This is a genomic window from Halomonas sp. GT (genome assembly GCF_002082565.1).
Taxonomy (GTDB): domain Bacteria; phylum Pseudomonadota; class Gammaproteobacteria; order Pseudomonadales; family Halomonadaceae; genus Vreelandella.
Map to the genome: position 1 here is coordinate 1 of NZ_CP020562.1, position 18,680 is coordinate 18,680.

The following is an 18,680-nucleotide window of genomic DNA, read 5'->3' on the forward strand; positions in this document are numbered from 1 at the left end:
GTGTCACTCGCGCTTTGGCAACAGTGCCTGGACTACCTGCAGGACGAACTGAATTCCCAGCAGTTCAATACCTGGATACGTCCGCTGCAGGCAGAAGAAGGAGAGACCAATGAGCTGCGCTTGTTGGCGCCGAATCGCTTTGTGCGCGACTGGGTGAGTGATAAGTACTCAAAGCGTATCAGTGAGCTGATGCGCGAACTTGCGCCATCCAAGCCTCCCAAAGTCAGCTTGACAGTAGGTAGCCGCCGTGTCGCAGCACCTGCTCCGCAGCCGAGAGATTTAGGTAACCCGGTCTCAGCATCCCCTTCAAGGCAAGCATCGCCTGCGGTTCATACACCGCCAAGGGGAGACCTTGCTGATGAGCGAGAAATTGATCAACTGCGAGAAGAGTCACCGAGTAGGCGAGTAAATGAGCGCCAAGTACAGGTTGAAGGCAGCCTAAAACACGGTAGTGGGCTGAATCCTAATTTTACCTTTGATACTTTTGTTGAGGGTAAATCGAACCAGCTGGCTCGCGCTGCATCTCGTCAGGTATCCGAAAACCCTGGTGGCGCCTATAACCCGCTATTTTTATATGGTGGCGTTGGTTTAGGTAAAACACACTTGATGCACGCTGTTGGTAACGCTCTGGCTGGCCGCCGTGAAAATGCCCGTGTGGTGTATCTACACTCGGAGCGTTTTGTCGCAGATATGGTGAAAGCACTACAGTTAAATGCGATTAACGACTTCAAACGTTTTTATCGCAGCGTTGATGCATTACTTATTGATGATATTCAATTTTTTGCTGGTAAAGAGCGTTCCCAGGAAGAGTTTTTCCACACCTTTAATGCGTTGTTAGAGGGTGGCCAGCAAATGATTCTTACCTCTGACCGCTATCCAAAAGAAATTAGCGGTGTAGAGGAGCGTTTGAAATCACGCTTTGGCTGGGGTTTGACAGTGGCGATTGAGCCACCGGAGTTGGAAACCCGTGTAGCGATTTTGATGAAAAAGGCAGATCAGGCGAAAGTTGATCTCCCACACGACGCTGCCTTCTTTATTGCTCAGAAGATTCGCTCGAACGTCCGCGAGCTTGAGGGTGCGCTGAAAAAGGTTATTGCAGACTCGCATTTCATGGGTAAAACCATTACTCAGGACTTTATTCGTGAATCGCTTAAAGACCTATTGGCGTTACAAGATAAGCAGGTAGGGGTTGATAATATTCAGCGGACGGTTGCTGAATATTACAAAATTAAAGTTGCTGATCTGCTTTCTAAACGCCGCTCTCGTTCCGTTGCGCGGCCAAGGCAAGTGGCTATGGCGCTAGCAAAAGAGCTGACGAATCATAGTTTGCCGGAAATAGGCGATGCCTTTGGTGGTCGTGATCACACAACCGTGTTACACGCATGCCGTAAGGTAAAAGCACTGCAAGAAGAAAATGCGGATATTCGTGAAGATTATAAGAATCTTCTTCGCCTGCTAACTAGTTAACCGTTATCGTTTGGGCCTGCACTGTGGGCCTTTCAGGATAGAAACCGGAGTACCGATGAAATTTACTATTTCCCGAGAGGCGTTGCTTCGCCCGCTGACTCTGGTGGCGGGCGTAGTTGAACGGCGCCAAACGCTACCAGTACTTTCTAATGTACTGATCCAAGTAGAAGGGGATCAGGTAGCATTAACCGGTACCGACCTAGAAGTGGAACTAGTAGGCCGTACCGTGGCGAGTCAAGTTGATCAAGAGGGCGCCGCCACGGTTCCTGCTCGTAAGCTGATGGATATCTGTAAATCGTTGCCCGATCAATCTGAGATTCAACTGGCGGTGGAAGAGGGGCGTGCCGTTCTTCGCAGTGGTCGTTCACGCTTTACGCTATCGACGCTACCCGTTGCAGAATTTCCGAATATTGAAGACGCTGATGGTAGTCAGGAACTTAGTGTACCTCGGGGAACATTGAAGCACCTGATTGAGTCAACGTCGTTTGCAATGGCTCAGCAGGATGTTCGTTACTACCTAAATGGCATGCTGCTCGAAATTCAAAGCAACTTATTGCGCACCGTTGCGACGGATGGACACCGTTTAGCCATGTGCTCACGGCCTATCGATATTGTTGTTGATCAAGCACAAAAGCTAATCGTGCCGCGCAAAGGTATCCTAGAGCTTTCTCGCTTGTTGGATGATAGTGATGAGCCGGTAAGCCTTACCCTGGGCTCAACCCATGTTCGCGCTCATACAGGTGACTTTACGTTTACCTCAAAACTTATTGACGGCAAGTTCCCTGACTACGAGCGTGTAGTGCCTCGCAATGGCGATAAAGTATTAATCGCTGAGCGTGCTGAATTACGTCAGGTGCTTTCACGTACAGCTATCCTCTCAAATGAGAAATATCGCGGTGTACGGCTGTACCTTGAGGAAAACAATCTTAAAGTAATGGCCAACAATCCTGAACAGGAAGAAGCCGAAGAGAATGTGGCCGTTGAATATAATGGTGGAGCCATGGAAGTTGGCTTTAACGTAGGCTACTTGGTAGATGTACTATCGGTTCTGGACGAGGACCGAGTGCAAATGACGCTAGCAGATCCCAATAGTAGTGCGCTGTTAGAAGAGCCCGGCGGCGGCGATGCGCTTTACGTTGTTATGCCGATGCGATTATAGCCGCAATAGGTAGCTAATGAGGGCGGCGCTTCTGATGGCAGAAGCGCCGTTTTCGCGTTTACAAGGAAGGTTTCATGGTCTTATTTATCGGCAATCGTTAATGAGTGTGACTCGATTAAATCTTCAGGGATTGCGTAATTTAGCGCCAGTTGATATGTGTCCTTCACCCCGTATTAATTTGATATATGGCGTTAATGGCAGTGGAAAAACCAGCCTGCTAGAAGGTCTTCATATCCTAGGGATGGGGCGCTCTTTTAGGACTCGTCAGCTGAAGCATGCTATACAGGCTGAGGCGCCCTATATGACACTCTACGGCCGCTTGGCAGGCGACCCTGAGGTTGCGCTTGGCGTAAGGAGAATGCGCGCACAGCGTGAGCTAGAGCTCCGCTTACGTGGTGAAAAAGGTGTTCGCTTAGCAGAGCTAGTTGAAGCCATGCCGTTGCAGTTAATAAACCCAGATGCCTTTCGCCTTCTTGAAGGGTCGCCCGCTGGGCGAAGGGAGTTTCTAGACTGGGGTGTGTTTCACGTGAAACACTCTTTTCTCGACGCATGGAAGCGAACGCGTCGCGCTGTGAAACATCGGAATGCGCTCCTTAGGCGTGGTAGAATAGTGCCAAGCGAAATAGCGGTGTGGGAGCAAGAGTTGGCGCTCTGGGGGGAACAGATGGATACGCTAAGGCAAGCATGGTTCAGTGATTTCTTGCCAGTGTTCGATCAAACCCTAAAAGAGCTGATCTCTCTACCTGATTTAACGCTGCTTTATGCAAGAGGCTGGGATAAGCAGCGCGCACTTGCGGATGTTTTGCAGGATAGCCGCCAAGCGGATCAGCAAATGGGCTTTACCCAGCAGGGGCCCCAGCGTGCGGATATACGAATCAGATTGAACAAGCAGCCTGCTGTTGAAGTCCTTTCCAGAGGCCAGCAAAAGCTGGTAGTTAGTGCGCTGAAGCTTGCCCAGGGGCGGCTTCTGGAAAGTACAACGCAACGACATTGCATCTATTTAATCGACGATTTGCCAGCGGAGCTGGATAGCAGGCACCGAGCTCGGTTTTGCAATTTACTTGAAAAGATGCAGTGCCAGGCATTTATTACTAGCGTCGAACCCTCCGCGCTTCGTGGTATATGGGAACCCTCAACAGATGTCGGGATGTTTCACGTGAAACACTCAGATCGAGGGTTAAGCCAATTACTGCCGGACGGGTAGGCGACACGGAACGAGACAGACTTCACGACGGAGTGGTCAATGAGCGAGCAGGCTTACGATTCATCAAGCATTAAGGTGCTCAAAGGGCTAGACGCAGTGCGCAAGCGCCCAGGCATGTATATCGGCGATACCGACGACGGCACCGGGCTGCACCACATGGTTTTCGAGCTGGTGGATAACTCCATCGATGAAGCTCTGGCGGGTCACTGTAGTGAAATTCGTGTGGTTATTCACCCGGATGAATCAATAACGGTGAGTGATAATGGCCGTGGTGTTCCTACCGAGTTACATGAAGGCGAAGGCGTCTCAGCAGCAGAAGTTATCATGACAGTACTGCACGCTGGCGGTAAATTCGATGATAATTCATACAAAGTGTCAGGCGGTCTACACGGTGTAGGGGTGTCGGTTGTTAACGCGCTGTCAGAAGAACTGCGGCTAACCATCTGGCGTCAAGGGGAAGTGTTTGAGCAGGTTTATCATCACGGTGTACCACAGGCGCCATTAGGTGTAGTAGGTAAAACGGAAAAAAGTGGCACCCGTGTGCACTTCCGTCCGTCACCGAATACTTTTGCGAATATTGAGTTCCACTACGATATTCTCGCTAAACGCCTGCGTGAACTCTCATTCTTGAATTCAGGCGTTGCTATCCGTTTAATGGATGAGCGTAGCGGAAAAGAGGAGCTGTTTCATTATGAAGGTGGTTTGAAAGCATTTGTTGATCACCTGAATAAAAATAAAACAGTTCTGAACCCCGTCTTTCATTTCAATGCAGTGCGAGAAGATGGCGTCGAAGTAGAAGTGGCAATGCAGTGGAGCGAGGCCTTCACGGAAAACATTTTTTGCTACACCAATAATATTCCTCAACGAGATGGTGGAACCCACTTAGCGGGTTTTCGTGCCGCGCTTACACGAACGCTTAACCACTATATCGAAGCTCAGGGGCTGCTGAAAAAATCGAAGGTCAATACGTCGGGTGATGATGCTCGTGAAGGCTTGACCGCGATTATCTCTGTTAAAGTTCCTGATCCTAAATTCTCGTCTCAAACCAAAGACAAGCTGGTTTCCAGTGAAGTTAAAACGGCGGTTGAGCAGGAAATGGGGCGGCTGTTTGCTGATTACCTGATCGAGAAACCTAACGAAGCTAAGTCGATCGTTAATAAGATGTTAGATGCTGCTCGAGCGCGAGAAGCCGCTCGTAAAGCACGGGATATGACTCGCCGTAAGGGCGCGCTCGATATTGCGGGGCTACCTGGAAAGCTTGCTGACTGCCAAGAGAAAGATCCAAGCCAATCAGAACTTTATCTGGTGGAGGGTGACTCTGCTGGTGGCAGCGCTAAACAGGGACGTGACCGTCGTACCCAGGCAATTTTACCGCTGAAAGGTAAGATACTAAACGTTGAGAAAGCGCGCTTCGATAAGATGCTGTCATCTGCTGAAGTCGGCACGCTGATTACAGCGCTAGGCTGTGGTATCGGTCGCGAAGAGTTTAACCCCGATAAGCTACGTTATCATTCAGTCATTATTATGACCGATGCCGACGTTGACGGTTCGCACATCCGTACGTTGCTGCTAACGTTCTTTTTCCGTCAGATGCCTGAATTGATTGAGCGTGGTCACATCTTTATTGCTCAGCCCCCCCTTTATAAAATTAAGCGGGGTAAGCAAGAGCTGTACCTGAAAGATGAACAGGCAATGACCGACTACCTGACCACCACTGCATTGGATGGGGCTGGGTTATATGTCAATGCTGATGCACCTGGCATCGCTGGTTCTCAACTAGAAGCATTGGTTACTCAGTACCGAAATGTGATGAAGCGGATTGATCGCCTTGCACGTGTCTATCCCATTGCAGTACTCAAACAGGCTGTGCATGCAACGGCGCTTCAGGGTGAGGTAAGTCTTAAAGACCGCATCACCATGGAAAATTGGATTGCTGAGCTACAGAAAGCTATGGATGACATGGTAGCTTATGAGGGCGGACCGCGTTACCAGTTCTATCTTCATGAAGATAGCGAGCGCGGCTTACACTTGCCAGCAGTGTCTTTGATTGCCCACGGCGTTACGACTGAGTATGTGTGGGGACTGGACTTCTTTGAGAGCACTGATTATCGAGCCATTACGGGCCTTGGTGAGACGTTAAACGGGTTGCTTGAAGAAGGTGCTTATATTGCCCGTGGCGAGCGCCAGAAGCCAGTTACGCACTTCTCCGAAGTGTTGGCGTGGTTGATGCAAGAGGGGCAGCGTGGGCTCTCATTCCAGCGCTATAAAGGCCTGGGGGAAATGAACCCTGATCAGCTGTGGGAAACCACTATGGATCCCGACAGCCGTCGTATGCTGCGAGTAACCATTGAAGATGCGGTTGCAGCCGATATGATGTTCAACACGTTGATGGGGGATGAAGTGGAGCCTCGTCGTGAATTTATTGAGACGAATGCCCTAGTTGCTAATCTAGATGTCTGATAGGTGTGTCGGCATATGTTTCACGTGAAACAGTTCAGTTCAGCATAGTCATTAGTTCTAGGCTCTAAATAAACGCATCGTTAGATGAAAACCAAAACGCCGCGCCTAAAAAAATGGGAGAGCGGCGTTTTTTTATGAGGTTAAAACTAGTTAGAGAAGCCGGGGTGAAACCGGAAAGCTGAAGCCTTGTGTTACTGCTGTTGGCATAGCCAGTCTGCAAACGCGGCTAAATCTGGATAAACAAGTGTGTTATCAAGGTTAGTGTGGCTTGCTAGCGTTTTCTCCCCTTTGCCTGTTCTGACCAGCACGGTACGGCATCCTACTGATTCGCCAGCGCTTAGATCCCGCAGGCTGTCGCCGACCATCCAACTGCCGATAAGGCTCTCCATACCTAATTGCTGCTGAATTTGCAAAAGCAATCCGGGCATTGGTTTTCGACAAGAGCATTGATCATCTGGGCCGTGAGGGCAGTAAGCAATATGCGCAATACATCCCCCTTTCGCCTCAACCAGTGCTATTAAGCGATCATGCATTGAATGGAGCGTTGCCTCATCGTAATAGCCCCGTGCAATACCCGACTGATTGGTAGCTATTGCCACGGTGTACCCTGCCTTGTTTAGTTGTGCAATAGCATCGATCGCTGAAGGGTAGGGGACCCACTCTTCTAGTGATTTAATATAAGCATCAGAATCGTGATTGATGACACCGTCACGATCAAGAATGACTAGGCAGGAGGCTGCAGGGAGCTTTGATGAGTCTGAAATAAGGGACATAGCGTCCTTCTATTGGCTACGTAGCTGTTGGTCTAAAGTGGACAGTGCATGAAGGGTAGCTGCAATTTTCTTCCCATCACTACCTAAAAAATGAAAGGGGATGCGGCCTAAACGCTTAAATCGTGAGAGCGTGCCAATGAAGCGTTCCTGAACTTCTGGTTGCGACTGCCTTAATCCATTGAGTAGTGCTGGCGTTAAACGTTCCATATGAGGGGCACGAGAACTTAGTTTGCCATAGAGAGAGAAAATAAAGCAGTGCCAGTCCCGGACCATGCAGTTCGTCAGCTCATGATAGGTACCAGGATCGGTCTCAAAATCGATAAAGACAATACCCTCTTTATTGACCAATATATTTCGTGCAAAGGCTTCACTTAAGTAACACTGCTTTGCGTGAACATCATTCAGCGCCTGAGTGCTCATCTGTAGGTAATGATCAATCTCATTGACACTTTTAGCAGACAGTAATTTATCCAGCAGCGTTTGCGAAGGCTCCTCTGCATCGCTTACATCCGCAAGAAGTAGTGCTTGGGGAGATTCGGCTAATATAATCGGGACTGCTATTCCTGCCTTAGAAAGGGATTTAATTCGAGCTGCTTCTAGAGCAACGCTTTTCTCTCCCCCTAAGTTAGGAACGGGTTTAAGTGCTTCAATACTCAGCCACTTAGCTAATAGGGTAAGCGGTAGGTAGGCCAGGCGTGAATTTCGTTTCGTCGCCTTTTTTAGCCATACTCGTTTTGTATTAAGCATATAAGGCGCAATGTTTGCCTGTTGTTGAGGAAGAGTATCAAGCAAGAATAAGTCGTACATAGGCCGGTTCCATGGCGATTAAAGCAGTTATGACCATGGCCTTTTACAAGGAAATGGCGCTGCGATTAAGCTCTAATTTTACCTTGGTGTTTCACGTGAAACAAATAGTCGGCATAACCCTGAGTTTAGTCTGAGGGGAGGAGGCGAGACAAATGTGATAAGCGAAAAAAGCCCGGCTTGAGTGAAGCCGGGTCTTCTGTTGTTATTTGGGTGAACCGATAACGGTACAGGGGCTTATTGCGGCAGCTGGGAAATATCCGCCACTTCAAGGAACAGCGCTTGCAGGCTGGCAAGCAGCGCCAAGCGGTTTTGGCGGACAGCGTCGTCATCGGCCATGACCATTACCTGATCGAAGAAAGCATCGACAGGTTCACGTAACGTTGCCAGTGCATCCAGTGCTTGCTGGTAGTCGCCGGCTGAAAATAACGGAGCTACTTGCTGTTGGCTGGCCGTTACTGCATTGAATAGCGTCTTCTCAGCTTCTTCCTGAAGCAGGCTCTGATCAACCTGGGTACTACCGTTGTGTTCCTGCTTGCTCAGAATATTAGAAACCCGCTTGTTCGCGGCAGCTAAAGCAGCGGCTTCTTCCCGCTGAGCAAAGGCCTTAACGGCACGTAAGCGACGAGCAAAATCCAGCGGTTTGGTTACTGGGCGAGCGCGTACCGCCAAGTACATTTCAGCACTAATACCTTCTTCTTGGCCCCAGGCGCGGAAGCGGTCCAGCATGTAGGTCAATACATCTTCCACCAAGCCTTCCGCCTTAGGCAGGTCTTGGTGCTGTTCTGCAGCTACGCTGAGTAGCTCGCGAAGATCTAAATTAAGCTGACCTTTGACCAGAATGTTTAATACACCAATAGAGGCACGGCGTAGGGCAAACGGATCCTTTGCGCCGGTTGGGCGCTGGCCAATACCAAAGATGCCAACAAGGGTATCTAGACGGTCGGCTAACGCCAGCGCTTGGCCTGCAAGGCTTTGTGGAATGTCGTCACTGGCAAAGCGGGGTAGATACTGCTCTTCTAGTGCCTGAGCAACCTCAGCGGGCTCACCATCCTGTTCTGCATAATAGCGGCCCATAATGCCCTGAAGCTCTGGGAATTCGAGTACCATCTCGGTGACCAAGTCGCACTTGGAAAGTGCCACTGCACGCTGGGCATGGTTCACATCTGCATTAATGTGCTCAGCAATATAAGTGGCTATCGCCGTGCTGCGACGTGCCTTGTCAGCCAACGTACCTAACTGTTGCTGGAATACCACGCTTTCCAGCTGTGGGATGCGAGAGGCCAGGGTTTGCTTGCGATCCATATCGTAGAAGAAAGCAGCATCCGCTAAGCGCGGGCGGATCACCTTCTCGTTGCCGGAAATCACTTGCTGAGGGTCGGCGCTGTCAATGTTAGAAATGGTAATAAACAGCGGCTTTAGCTTGCCTTGGTCATCCAGCAAGTGGAAATATTTTTGGTTGGCCTTCATTGAGGAGATGAGACACTCCGCAGGCACTTCCAGAAAGCGCTCATCGAAGCTGCCGGTTAATGCGACCGGCCACTCGACTAATCCGCTGACTTCAACCAACAACGCTTCGTCGATAACGGCATTGGCTTCTTGAACTTCGGCTTCAGCTAATACCTGTTCACGGATGCGTTCGCGGCGCCGCTGGCGATCAGCTAGTACGTAGGCATTTTCTAGTGCAGCTAGATAATCATCGGCATGCTCAAGCTGTATGGCATCTGGCGCATGGAAGCGGTGGCCAAAGGTGGTACGGCTAGCCTGAAGGCCAAGCGCTTCTGCGGCAATGACGTCGCAGCCATAAAGGGCAACTAGCCAGTGAACCGGACGGGAGAATTCAACGCGTGACGAACCCCAGCGCATATTCTTAGGTACCGGTAGCGACTGTAGTGTTTTGCGAACCATCTCTGGCAGTAGCGCCTGTACAGTCTCGCCTTGCTGCTGTTCGCGGAAACCAAGCCAAGTACCTTTATCGGTTTCTAGGTGAACCAACTCATCAACGCTGACGCCGCAAGAACGCGCGAAGCCTTCGGCTGCTTTGGTGGGCATGCCATCCTTGTATGCAGCGGCTAGGGCAGGACCTCGGCGCTCAACTTCACGGTCAGGCTGCTTGTCTGCAAGCCCAGTAACCTGCACGGCTAAACGTCGCGGGGTCGCGTAAGCGGCGATGCTTTGGAAAGGAATCTCGGCTTCTTGCAGGCCTTTTTCGATGCCCGCAGCAAACGCATCAGAGAGTGCGTCCAGCGCGGTTGGGGGAAGCTCTTCTGCGCCCAGTTCTAATAAAAGCGTATCAACGGCCATTATGCGTCTCCCTGATCGGCGAGTGGTTCTTGTAACAGTTCGCGGCGCAGGGCTTCGGGCGCCATCGGGAATCCTTCTGCTTTACGAGACTCAAAATAGGCAGTAGCGACATCGCGTGCCATGGTACGAACGCGCAGAATAAAGCGCTGGCGTTCGGTCACGGAAATCGCATGACGAGCATCTAACAGGTTAAATGTATGGGACGCTTTCAGAACCTGCTCGTAGGCAGGCAGCGGCAGATTGGCTATCAGGAGCTTGCTGCACTCTTTTTCTTGGTGATCAAAGGCGGCGAATAGCTGATCAACATCAGCATGCTCAAAGTTATACGCCGACTGCTCACGTTCATTTTGAAGATAAACATCGCCGTAGCTGACCTTGCTGCCGTCAGGTGCAATGGCCCACACTAAGTCATACACGCTATCGACGTTTTGCAGGTACATGGCGATACGCTCAAGCCCATAGGTGAGCTCGCCAGTTACGGGATAGCATTCAATGCCGCCTGCTTGCTGGAAATAAGTAAACTGAGTGACTTCCATGCCGTTGAGCCACACTTCCCAACCAAGGCCCCAGGCGCCTAGAGTAGGGGATTCCCAGTTGTCTTCCACGAAGCGCACGTCATGAATGAGAGGATCGAGTCCCAGGCGCTTTAATGAGCCTAAATAGAGGTCCTGCAGATTGCTGGGCGATGGCTTCATTACCACCTGAAACTGGTAATAATGCTGTAGGCGGTTAGGGTTTTCGCCGTAGCGGCCGTCTGTTGGACGACGGGAAGGCTGTACATAGGCAGCATTCCAGGTTTCTGGACCAATTGCTCGTAGGAAGGTGGCAGGGTGGAAGGTGCCCGCGCCGACTTCCATATCGAGAGGTTGGAGAATGACACAGCCTTGTTCTGCCCAGTATTGCTGCAGAGTAAGGATCAAGCCTTGAAAGGTCGACACATCAGATGTCGATTGGTTTGTCGAGACACTCATCGCGGAAAGCACCGTTGGCCATGAATTCATAAGCCGTCAAGTATACAATCACAGAGAGATGGGTTATAGGCACGTTAGCCAACAGAGCTGCTTTTGATAAGGAGAACGAGATGATCGTTGTAACTGGCGGGGCTGGTTTTATCGGTGCCAATATTGTCAAAGCGCTGAACGCTCGTGGCCGTGATGATGTGATGGTGGTTGATGACTTACGCGATGGTACCAAGTTCGTCAATTTAGCCGACTGCACGTTGGCTGATTATCTGGATAAAGATGATTTTCTAGCGCGGATTAAAGCTGCGTTGCGCGGTGAGTCTGTCGATTTGCCGACCATTGATGCTATTTTCCATGAAGGTGCATGCTCCGATACAACGGAGTGGGATGGGCACTACATGATGGAGAACAACTTCGAGTACTCAAAAGTACTGCTTAACTACTGTGAAGCGTTAGGCATTCCTTTTTTATACGCGTCATCGGCGGCTACTTACGGCGGCAGTGAGGTATTTAAAGAAGCGCCTGAGCATGAAAAACCGCTCAACGTCTATGGCTACTCTAAGCTGTTGTTTGATCAGCATGTGCGTTCACGCTGGGATGAGTTGACGACACAAGTGGTTGGCTTTCGCTATTTCAATGTTTATGGTCCTCGTGAGCAGCATAAGGGCAAGATGGCGAGTGTGGCCTACCATAATCATTTACAAATTCGAAATGGGGAAACATTAAAACTTTTTGGGGCTTACGGCGGCTATGAGGCCGGAATGCAGAGTCGTGATTTTGTTTTCGTTGGGGATGTGGTCGACGTCAATCTGTGGTTTTTAGATAATCCTCATGCGTCCGGTATTTTTAATTTGGGCACTGGACGGGCAGAGCCATTCAAAGCCATTGGCGAGGCTGTAATCGGCTTTTATGGTCAGGGTGAAATTGACTACATTCCATTTCCTGAAGAACTAAAAGGGCGTTATCAAAGCTATACCCGAGCCGATATCAGCAACCTGCGCGCCTCAGGGTGTGATGTTGAGTTTAAAACAGTTGCCCAAGGCGTAAATGCATATTTGGAGTGGCTGAATGGCTAATTCTGCCAAACGAATGTTAGTAGTTGGCCCTTCCTGGGTAGGTGATATGGTGATGGCACAAAGCCTGTTCATCACCCTTAAAGCCCGCAATCCAGGTGCAACCCTGGGGGTAGTAGCCCCTGCGTGGTCAAAGCCTATTCTTGAGCGTATGCCTGAGGTAGACGAGGTGCTTCCATTGGCAGTGGGGCATGGTGAATTTGGCCTTGCCAGCCGCCGTGAGCTGGCTGCCCGTTTACGAGGACGCTTTGATCGTGCCATTGTTCTGCCGCGCTCATGGAAAGCGGCGCTGGTGCCCTTTATGGCGCGTATTCCCGAGCGTATCGGTTTTTTGGGTGAACACCGCTACGGCTTATTGAAAGAGCGCCGCAAGCTGGATAAGCAGGTGTTGGATCAAACGGTTAAGCGGTTTGTTTCTCTGGGCCTGCCGCTGGAAGAAGCCATAAAAGGCGAATTTGAGATTCCGACGCCGCGTTTAACGATTGATCGAAATAACTTGGTCAATTTACGCCTTACTCACGCGCTATCGTCGCGTCCAGCTATTGGAATGATGCCAGGAGCGGAGTACGGGCCAGCTAAGCAGTGGCCGTTAGGCTATTTCCATGCGTTAGCAGTGCGACTGGTTAAGGATGGATTTGAGGTGCGTGTGTTTGGCGGGCCGAAAGATCATGCCGCTGGAGATAGCATTGTGAAAGGGTTGCCCCACGCGCATAACTTATGCGGCAAAACCCAATTGTCGGATGCGGTAGATCTATTGGCAGACTGCCGCCAGGTGGTCACCAACGATTCAGGCTTAATGCACGTTGCCGCTGCGGTAGGCGTGCGTATTCACGCTCTATACGGTTCTTCATCACCTGCTTACACACCGCCCCTAACCGATAATGCTGTCATTCACTATCTAGCGCTTTCCTGCTCACCTTGCTTTAAGCGTACTTGCCCACTGGGGCACACCAACTGTCTGAATGACTTAGGCGTAGAGCAAGTGTATCGAGCGATGAGGGTCGATAGTCAGCGCGCTAATAACGTTAGCGCATAATTTCGACTTCATCGGCCTGATCAGCAGGGGTTTCTATGACTTGTTGTTCGGTGCTTTCTTGTGGTTCGCGCCGTTGAGGGGTCAGTCCTTCCCAAAGGCGATGCTGTAACGCTGTCTCTTCCCGTAGGCGCTCGTTAAGCACCTCAAGCCCATGCGTTTCAACCAGCGTTGGTTGACTGCTAAGCAGAGATGCCCCAAGTCCTGCACGGTTATCGTTAAGCGGCAGGCCCATGGCGTCCAAAATAGTGGGGAATACGTCTAACATTGTCGCCCCCCGATGTACTGTCAGCGGTGAGATACCTTCGCCCAACATGATCAGCGTATTCTCTCGATCAAGCGTTGTTAGTTGATCCCAAACCGACACACGCATCGTAAGATGATCACTGAGCACGACAACCAATGTGTTTTCGAGGAGGCCTTCTTGTTCAAGACGCTCAATAAGATCGCGCGCCTGGCTAGCCGAGCATTTCACTGAATATAAGATATCTTGGCCGTCGAATTCCCCCTGGCGGTCTAGGCACGTTTGGGAGGGAAAACCGCTAGGGGCGTGTCCGGCAATGCTTAGATTAACCACTGCCCAAGGGCCGTCATCCTCTTCATTCAAACGACGAATTTCATTCACAGTAAAATCGTAAAGAGTGTCGTCATAGAGCCCCCAGCTATTTATGTACTCTGGGTCATCGAGCTCCGCTGAAAGCTCCTCTTTTCCCTTTACCGTATTAAACTGATGGCCGCGATAGAAAAGCCCTTTACCAGCAAACTGAGCACTAGCTCCACCCAGATAGCTAAGTCGATAACCTTGAGCTGCGAGCACATCGCCTAGGCAATCGACGCCGGGGACTACTTTGGAGAGCGGGTCGAACTGACTGTCATGCAAAAGTCCCGCAGGCATCAGTGGTACGCCACATTGGCTAGCAATCATGCCGGCCATGGTCCAGCCAGTGTTTTCCATTTGCTGGATACCTTCGAAGACCAGCCCTCGTTCGCCTAGCGCGGTTAAGTCAGCGTAAGCATCACCAAATAGTTCATTGCTATACGTACGCTCAATGCTTTCCAGATACATCACCAGAAGGTTAGGCGCATTGGTTTGATCTTCCGTGGGCGGCGGCACGTAACGGCGATCTAACCAAGCACCATCGTCCGTTACGATGGCCGCGCTGCGCTGACCTAAGCCGTATAGCATTGGGTTTGCTGCTAACAAGAGAAGTGCAGCAAAGCGTTCAGCTATCCGCCATCGCTGATCATGCCGCGTAATCCAGGTAACCGATGCCAGCACTGCGAGCACGCTAATTGTGTAAATAACGGCAGTGATCATTTTTCCAGCACCACCATGTTCGGCCATGCCCGCTTGAAGGTGGAAAAACACTGCGCCTAAATCGACATTGCCAAAGCTGTCAGCTAAGTAGATATAAATGCCTAACAAGCTGATAGGTACCAGCGACCAAGGCCACACTGGGCGGTAGCGAGCGTTTAGCGGTGCTCCCCAGCGTAGCTTGATGCCAAAGCCAATCCACACGGTGGCTGTAAAAAATAGCGTCCACCAAGGCAGCCGAGTCAGCACAGTGATGGCGTAGCCAATACATAAACCGATGACAGTCACTGCTATTTTTCGGATAACGCTAGGGTCCATATATAACCTATGTTTTCAGTCGAGCCGTGGCTGGCAAGCAGATATGACATATGTCAGTTAGCCACGCGAATTATCAGAAGACGCTTTCGAAGTCGCATGTAAAGGCGGGGCTGCTGCGTAGCGATAATTGCCTGCATAAACCTCTTGAGCACATTTAGTAAATTGCGATTTTGCTTGCTGCCATTTTCGATGAGTATAAAAACCTGATAATCGCTTACTTTTTAATAAAAGGTATGTCTTGAAGTTTAGTTTTTTAGGTGAAAAGCCATCCACCATAATGAGTTTATACTCATTATGATTACCATTTAAAATGAAATTATCAATATTGAAGTCAGACGCTGGGATGCCCGAATTGAAAAAGCTTCTGATAATATCCTCGACCAATATCAAGGCTTTATCAACCGTAAGTTCTTTTCTGAACAAGAGCTTTCGCAGCGTTAACGACTTACCTTTATCGTCGAAGATCTTATCTACTACTAATCCCGGTCCCCTGTTGGTAGTAACCCAGGTGTGACAGAAGCTTATGTGACTACTTTTGCACATTTTTTTTATTTTCTGAGACACATACCACTCAGACAGACTTTGCCGATGACCTTTTTTCCAATGATTTGAATCTCGTGAAATTTTAATTAACTTAGAAGGGTGTTCTTTATAGAGATAACAAATACGATTGCTGCCATAGGATAAAATGTCATCGTCATGCAAGATGATTTGCTCACTATTATTAATTTCTTTAGCGATCTTTTTATATGAAAAATACATGGATCATCCTTGATCTTTGTTTAAAAGAATTGCGAAAGTAAAGTTTTGAGCGCCTTATACTGATATTCATAAGTGAATTGGCTAGCTCTGTTCGCAACCTGATTTGATAGCAAGTCATTGTTTTGCATCAATATTTTTTCGGAGGCCTGAGCCCATTGGCAAGCGTCATAGCCGGACACAATGAGCTGTTTATAGTCCCCTTCCAATATTTCTCCAGCACCGACACGCTCAGATATTAGAGGCAGTGTAGAACAAGCCATTGCTTCTAACACCACGCAGCCAAATTCCTCGATATGTGCGGGTAACATAAATAAATCTAACGCAGCATAATATTGCTCTACGTTGGGAACCGTTTTTTTCCAAATAAAATGGTGTCCGATATTAAGTTTTTCAGCTTTTTCTTTGTAGGCGGCCGTGTTTCCCTGGCCAATTACCAGGAATCGATAATTTAAAGTGGCTTTTTTTACGAGACAGTCAGCAATATCAATAAATAAAGATAAATTTCTCTTTTTGAAATCTCCAGAGGTTACTAGGCCTATCAGTTTTTCTTGTTTTTTAATGCCGAGCTCATCTCGGCGAGCCTCTCTATAATTAATTTTAACGGAAGCGTTAAATTGCTTAGGATTATACCCAGGATAAGAAACTTCAATTTTATCCTCAGGTAGGTTGTATCGACTACTTAAATCATTTGCCATCAATCGAGAGTTGGCAACCACTTTTTTAAAGGCTCCTTGCGACATAATCTTTCGATGCATTTTCGAGACATCGCTTTGGAGATCAGCAGCTTCCGGATAGATAAGCCCTTGGGCAAGGTCGACGCAGTTATGCATAAAAACGATATCGGCATTGTCTGAATCGCCGTGGCTGATAACGAGGTCAGGCTTATGGCGTAGGCGCCAGGCATTGGCACGAGCACTAAACCAGCGCCGACGTACTAATCCTTTGAAAGGAAAGGTAGATATCTTATGTAATGTGCCTCCGGTGGAGTGGATATTGGCAGCATCCGCTTTTTCACACAAGACGGTGACGTTATAGCCCATCGCGCTCAAAATCGAGATTTGTTGCAATGCAATTCTTGCAGCACCTGTCATTTTGTTAAGTTTACGTATCGCAACAACAGCGGTGGGTGCTTTCTGCATTGTCAAACCTATAGAAGTCTAAAATTTAGCGATTGGTCTTTAAATAGTTTTTCATGTACTTCCAAAAGACACCGTTAGCATTGGATACTGCAATGACGAGACCTCTCCAACCATCTAAACATCCGCGCTGTAATAAATAGGTGCGAATGAAGGCAAATAGCGCTTTTATAAAAACAATGGGCACCGGATATGCTTTCAGCTTTCCTGAGTCAGCCCGAATAGTCGAATAACGGTTAACTTTTTCTAAAAGCTGGGATAAGTCTGTGACTGCCGTATGCGTAATGGTGCCTGTTAAACGCTGCACACGGCTATGTTGGCTAAGTGCAATTGACTCATGAACCATGGCATCGTTGAAATTATGGCATTGGCGGTTAAATAAGCGAATCAGCCAGTCATTACCCCATCCGGAATGGCGCACAGGGCGGCCCATCATCCAATTTTCGCGCAACACCTGGCCAAGGTCGTTTGGCAAGGCCTTGTCTACCCAGGCAAGAATAGCTTCTACCAGTATCGGAGATAGGGCCTCATCCGCATCTAACGACACAATCCAGTCATGTTTTGCTAGCGAAACAGCGTGACGTTTGGTTGGGCCAAAACCTAGGAACTCACCTTCATATGACGTTACGTTTGGATAGTCTGCCGCGATTTTTAGCGTATCGTCGCTTGAGCCGTTATCGTAAATAACAACATCATCAAAATCCTGAACAGAGTCCAGGGTTTGTCGCAGTGTGGCGGCAGCATTTCGAGTGATGATAACAACGCTTACGCTAGCGGGTATGGGCATGACTGTCCTGTTAGTATGAGCGACGGGTGCTATTATATCTGCTTTTATACCCAAAATATTCAAGTGAGGCGCTTTTGCAAATTATTCACGTTAATCTGGCTAAGGGTTTTCGAGGAGGAGAGCGCCAAACGGTATTATTAATACAAGCCCTCGCTAAACGTCCGGATGTAAAACAGCAAACCCTGGTTTGTCAGCCCTTGTCGCCTCTGCGCGACGAGTTAGCTGATACAGCTAATGTGCGGTTTGTTAATGCATCGTCTCAGTTGGCGGGGCACTGGCTTGCTGGAAAAGCGGATATTGTTCATGCTCACGAGGCAAAGGCTGTTCATTGGGCTTGGCTGCACAAAAAGCTGTTTCAGACGCCTTATATTCTTACCCGCCGTGTCGATACGCCTATCAAAAGGAAGTGGAGCAACGTAGTTTTTTATCGTAATGCCCACCGTTGTGTCGCCATTTCCAGTGTAATAGCTAATGAAATTGGCTCACTGAGCTCCCGGCCAATACCTTTAATCCCCAGCGCCTTTTCTCCCTCGACGCCTGATCTAATGATTGCTAAAACGTTGCGCCATACTTATAGCGGGCGTTTTATTGTGGGCCATGTGGGGGCACTGGTAGATCGTCACAAAGGACAGCGTGTACTACTAGAGGCAGCTCGGCAGCTAGAGCAGACGCATCCTGAAATACTCTTTCTCTTTTTTGGCCGTGGGGAAGATGCCTCGTTACTTCATAAAGAGAGTGCCGAATTAGGTAACGTTGTTTGGATGGGCTTTAAACCCGATATTAACAACTATATGCCTGCTTTTGATCTCTTTGCATTCCCTTCCCGTAATGAAGGCTTGGGGTCAGTACTGCTGGATGTGATGAATGCAAATGTGCCGGTTATTGCCAGCGAGGTGGGAGGAATCCCGGATATCGTCAAGCATCTCGAAACTGGTTTTTTGGTTCCACCCAACAATGCCAAGAGGTTAGCCGAAGGCATTGTGGCACTTAGGCACGATGATTCGTTAAGAAATAGGTTAGTGACGACAGCGCGTTCCACGCTTAACAACTACTCTTCTGAGGCGATGGCAAGTGCTTACTTGGCGTTATACCGTACTTTGTAGTGCGCCAACGTTTTCAGAAA

Annotated in this window: 15 protein-coding genes; 7 read left to right on the forward strand and 8 right to left on the reverse strand. The window is 49.1% G+C overall.

The features are described 5' to 3' along the window. From dnaA to gyrB, 4 genes are all read left to right on the forward strand, one after another. Window positions 1-1,467 carry a chromosomal replication initiator protein DnaA gene (gene dnaA / locus B6A39_RS00005; protein ID WP_083000146.1) on the forward strand — a complete coding sequence of 489 codons (1,467 nt, stop codon included), beginning with the start codon at window positions 1-3 and terminating at the stop codon, window positions 1,465-1,467. 55 nt (window positions 1,468-1,522) lie between these two features. Then, on the forward strand, window positions 1,523-2,626 hold the full coding sequence (dnaN, locus tag B6A39_RS00010) for a DNA polymerase III subunit beta (RefSeq protein ID WP_009723350.1): 1,104 nt from the start codon (window positions 1,523-1,525) through the stop codon (window positions 2,624-2,626). 100 nt (window positions 2,627-2,726) lie between these two features. After that, on the forward strand, window positions 2,727-3,830 hold the full coding sequence (gene recF, locus B6A39_RS00015) for a DNA replication/repair protein RecF (protein WP_083000149.1): 1,104 nt from the start codon (window positions 2,727-2,729) through the stop codon (window positions 3,828-3,830). A 39-nt stretch (window positions 3,831-3,869) separates the two neighbouring features. Continuing rightward, a complete protein-coding gene (gene gyrB, locus B6A39_RS00020) occupies window positions 3,870-6,290 on the forward strand; it encodes a DNA topoisomerase (ATP-hydrolyzing) subunit B (RefSeq protein WP_083000151.1) in 2,421 nt (806 codons plus the stop codon). Window positions 6,291-6,481: 191 nt separating this feature from the next. On the opposite strand, the gene gmhB is transcribed toward gyrB, so the two are convergent. The 4 genes from gmhB to glyQ form a co-directional block, all read right to left on the reverse strand. After that, window positions 6,482-7,063 carry a D-glycero-beta-D-manno-heptose 1,7-bisphosphate 7-phosphatase gene (gene gmhB / locus B6A39_RS00025; protein ID WP_083000153.1) on the reverse strand — a complete coding sequence of 194 codons (582 nt, stop codon included), beginning with the start codon at window positions 7,061-7,063 and terminating at the stop codon, window positions 6,482-6,484. Between the two features lie 9 nt (window positions 7,064-7,072). Beyond that, window positions 7,073-7,870: a hypothetical protein gene (locus B6A39_RS00030; RefSeq protein WP_083000155.1), complete on the reverse strand. Its 798-nt coding sequence runs from the start codon at window positions 7,868-7,870 to the stop codon at window positions 7,073-7,075. A gap of 234 nt (window positions 7,871-8,104) precedes the next feature. Then, window positions 8,105-10,171 (reverse strand): glycine--tRNA ligase subunit beta, encoded by a 2,067-nt coding sequence (gene glyS / locus B6A39_RS00035; protein ID WP_083000158.1) that lies wholly within the window; start codon window positions 10,169-10,171, stop codon window positions 8,105-8,107. Then, window positions 10,171-11,142, reverse strand: a complete 972-nt coding sequence (gene glyQ, locus B6A39_RS00040; protein ID WP_083000160.1) for a glycine--tRNA ligase subunit alpha — start codon at window positions 11,140-11,142, stop codon at window positions 10,171-10,173. Before glyQ ends, glyS begins: the two co-directional genes overlap by 1 nt. A gap of 110 nt (window positions 11,143-11,252) precedes the next feature. Here glyQ and rfaD point away from each other — a divergent pair, with 110 nt between their 5' ends. Both rfaD and waaF read left to right on the forward strand, forming a co-directional pair. Next, entirely contained in the window at window positions 11,253-12,209 is a 957-nt protein-coding gene (gene rfaD / locus B6A39_RS00045) for an ADP-glyceromanno-heptose 6-epimerase (RefSeq protein ID WP_083000163.1), read from the forward strand. After that, window positions 12,202-13,242 (forward strand): lipopolysaccharide heptosyltransferase II, encoded by a 1,041-nt coding sequence (waaF, locus tag B6A39_RS00050; RefSeq protein ID WP_083000165.1) that lies wholly within the window; start codon window positions 12,202-12,204, stop codon window positions 13,240-13,242. The genes rfaD and waaF overlap by 8 nt, the downstream gene beginning before the upstream one ends. Here the strand turns inward: waaF and B6A39_RS00055 are convergent. Genes B6A39_RS00055 through B6A39_RS00070 form a run of 4 tightly spaced genes read right to left on the reverse strand, consistent with a single transcriptional unit; the run spans window position 13,232 to window position 17,557 of the window. Then, a complete protein-coding gene (locus B6A39_RS00055; RefSeq protein ID WP_083000168.1) occupies window positions 13,232-14,872 on the reverse strand; it encodes a sulfatase-like hydrolase/transferase in 1,641 nt (546 codons plus the stop codon). The genes waaF and B6A39_RS00055 overlap by 11 nt on opposite strands. Window positions 14,873-14,929: 57 nt before the next feature. Continuing rightward, window positions 14,930-15,634 carry a YrbL family protein gene (locus tag B6A39_RS00060; protein WP_083000171.1) on the reverse strand — a complete coding sequence of 235 codons (705 nt, stop codon included), beginning with the start codon at window positions 15,632-15,634 and terminating at the stop codon, window positions 14,930-14,932. Window positions 15,635-15,654: 20 nt separating this feature from the next. Continuing rightward, entirely contained in the window at window positions 15,655-16,773 is a 1,119-nt protein-coding gene (locus tag B6A39_RS00065; RefSeq protein WP_083000173.1) for a glycosyltransferase, read from the reverse strand. Window positions 16,774-16,798: 25 nt separating this feature from the next. Beyond that, a complete protein-coding gene (locus tag B6A39_RS00070; protein ID WP_083000175.1) occupies window positions 16,799-17,557 on the reverse strand; it encodes a glycosyltransferase family 2 protein in 759 nt (252 codons plus the stop codon). A gap of 74 nt (window positions 17,558-17,631) precedes the next feature. Between B6A39_RS00070 and B6A39_RS00075 the strand changes: the two genes are divergently transcribed. Next, complete coding sequence (locus B6A39_RS00075) at window positions 17,632-18,660, forward strand: glycosyltransferase family 4 protein (protein ID WP_232318738.1); 1,029 nt, start codon at window positions 17,632-17,634, stop codon at window positions 18,658-18,660. Window positions 18,661-18,680: the final 20 nt, after the last annotated feature.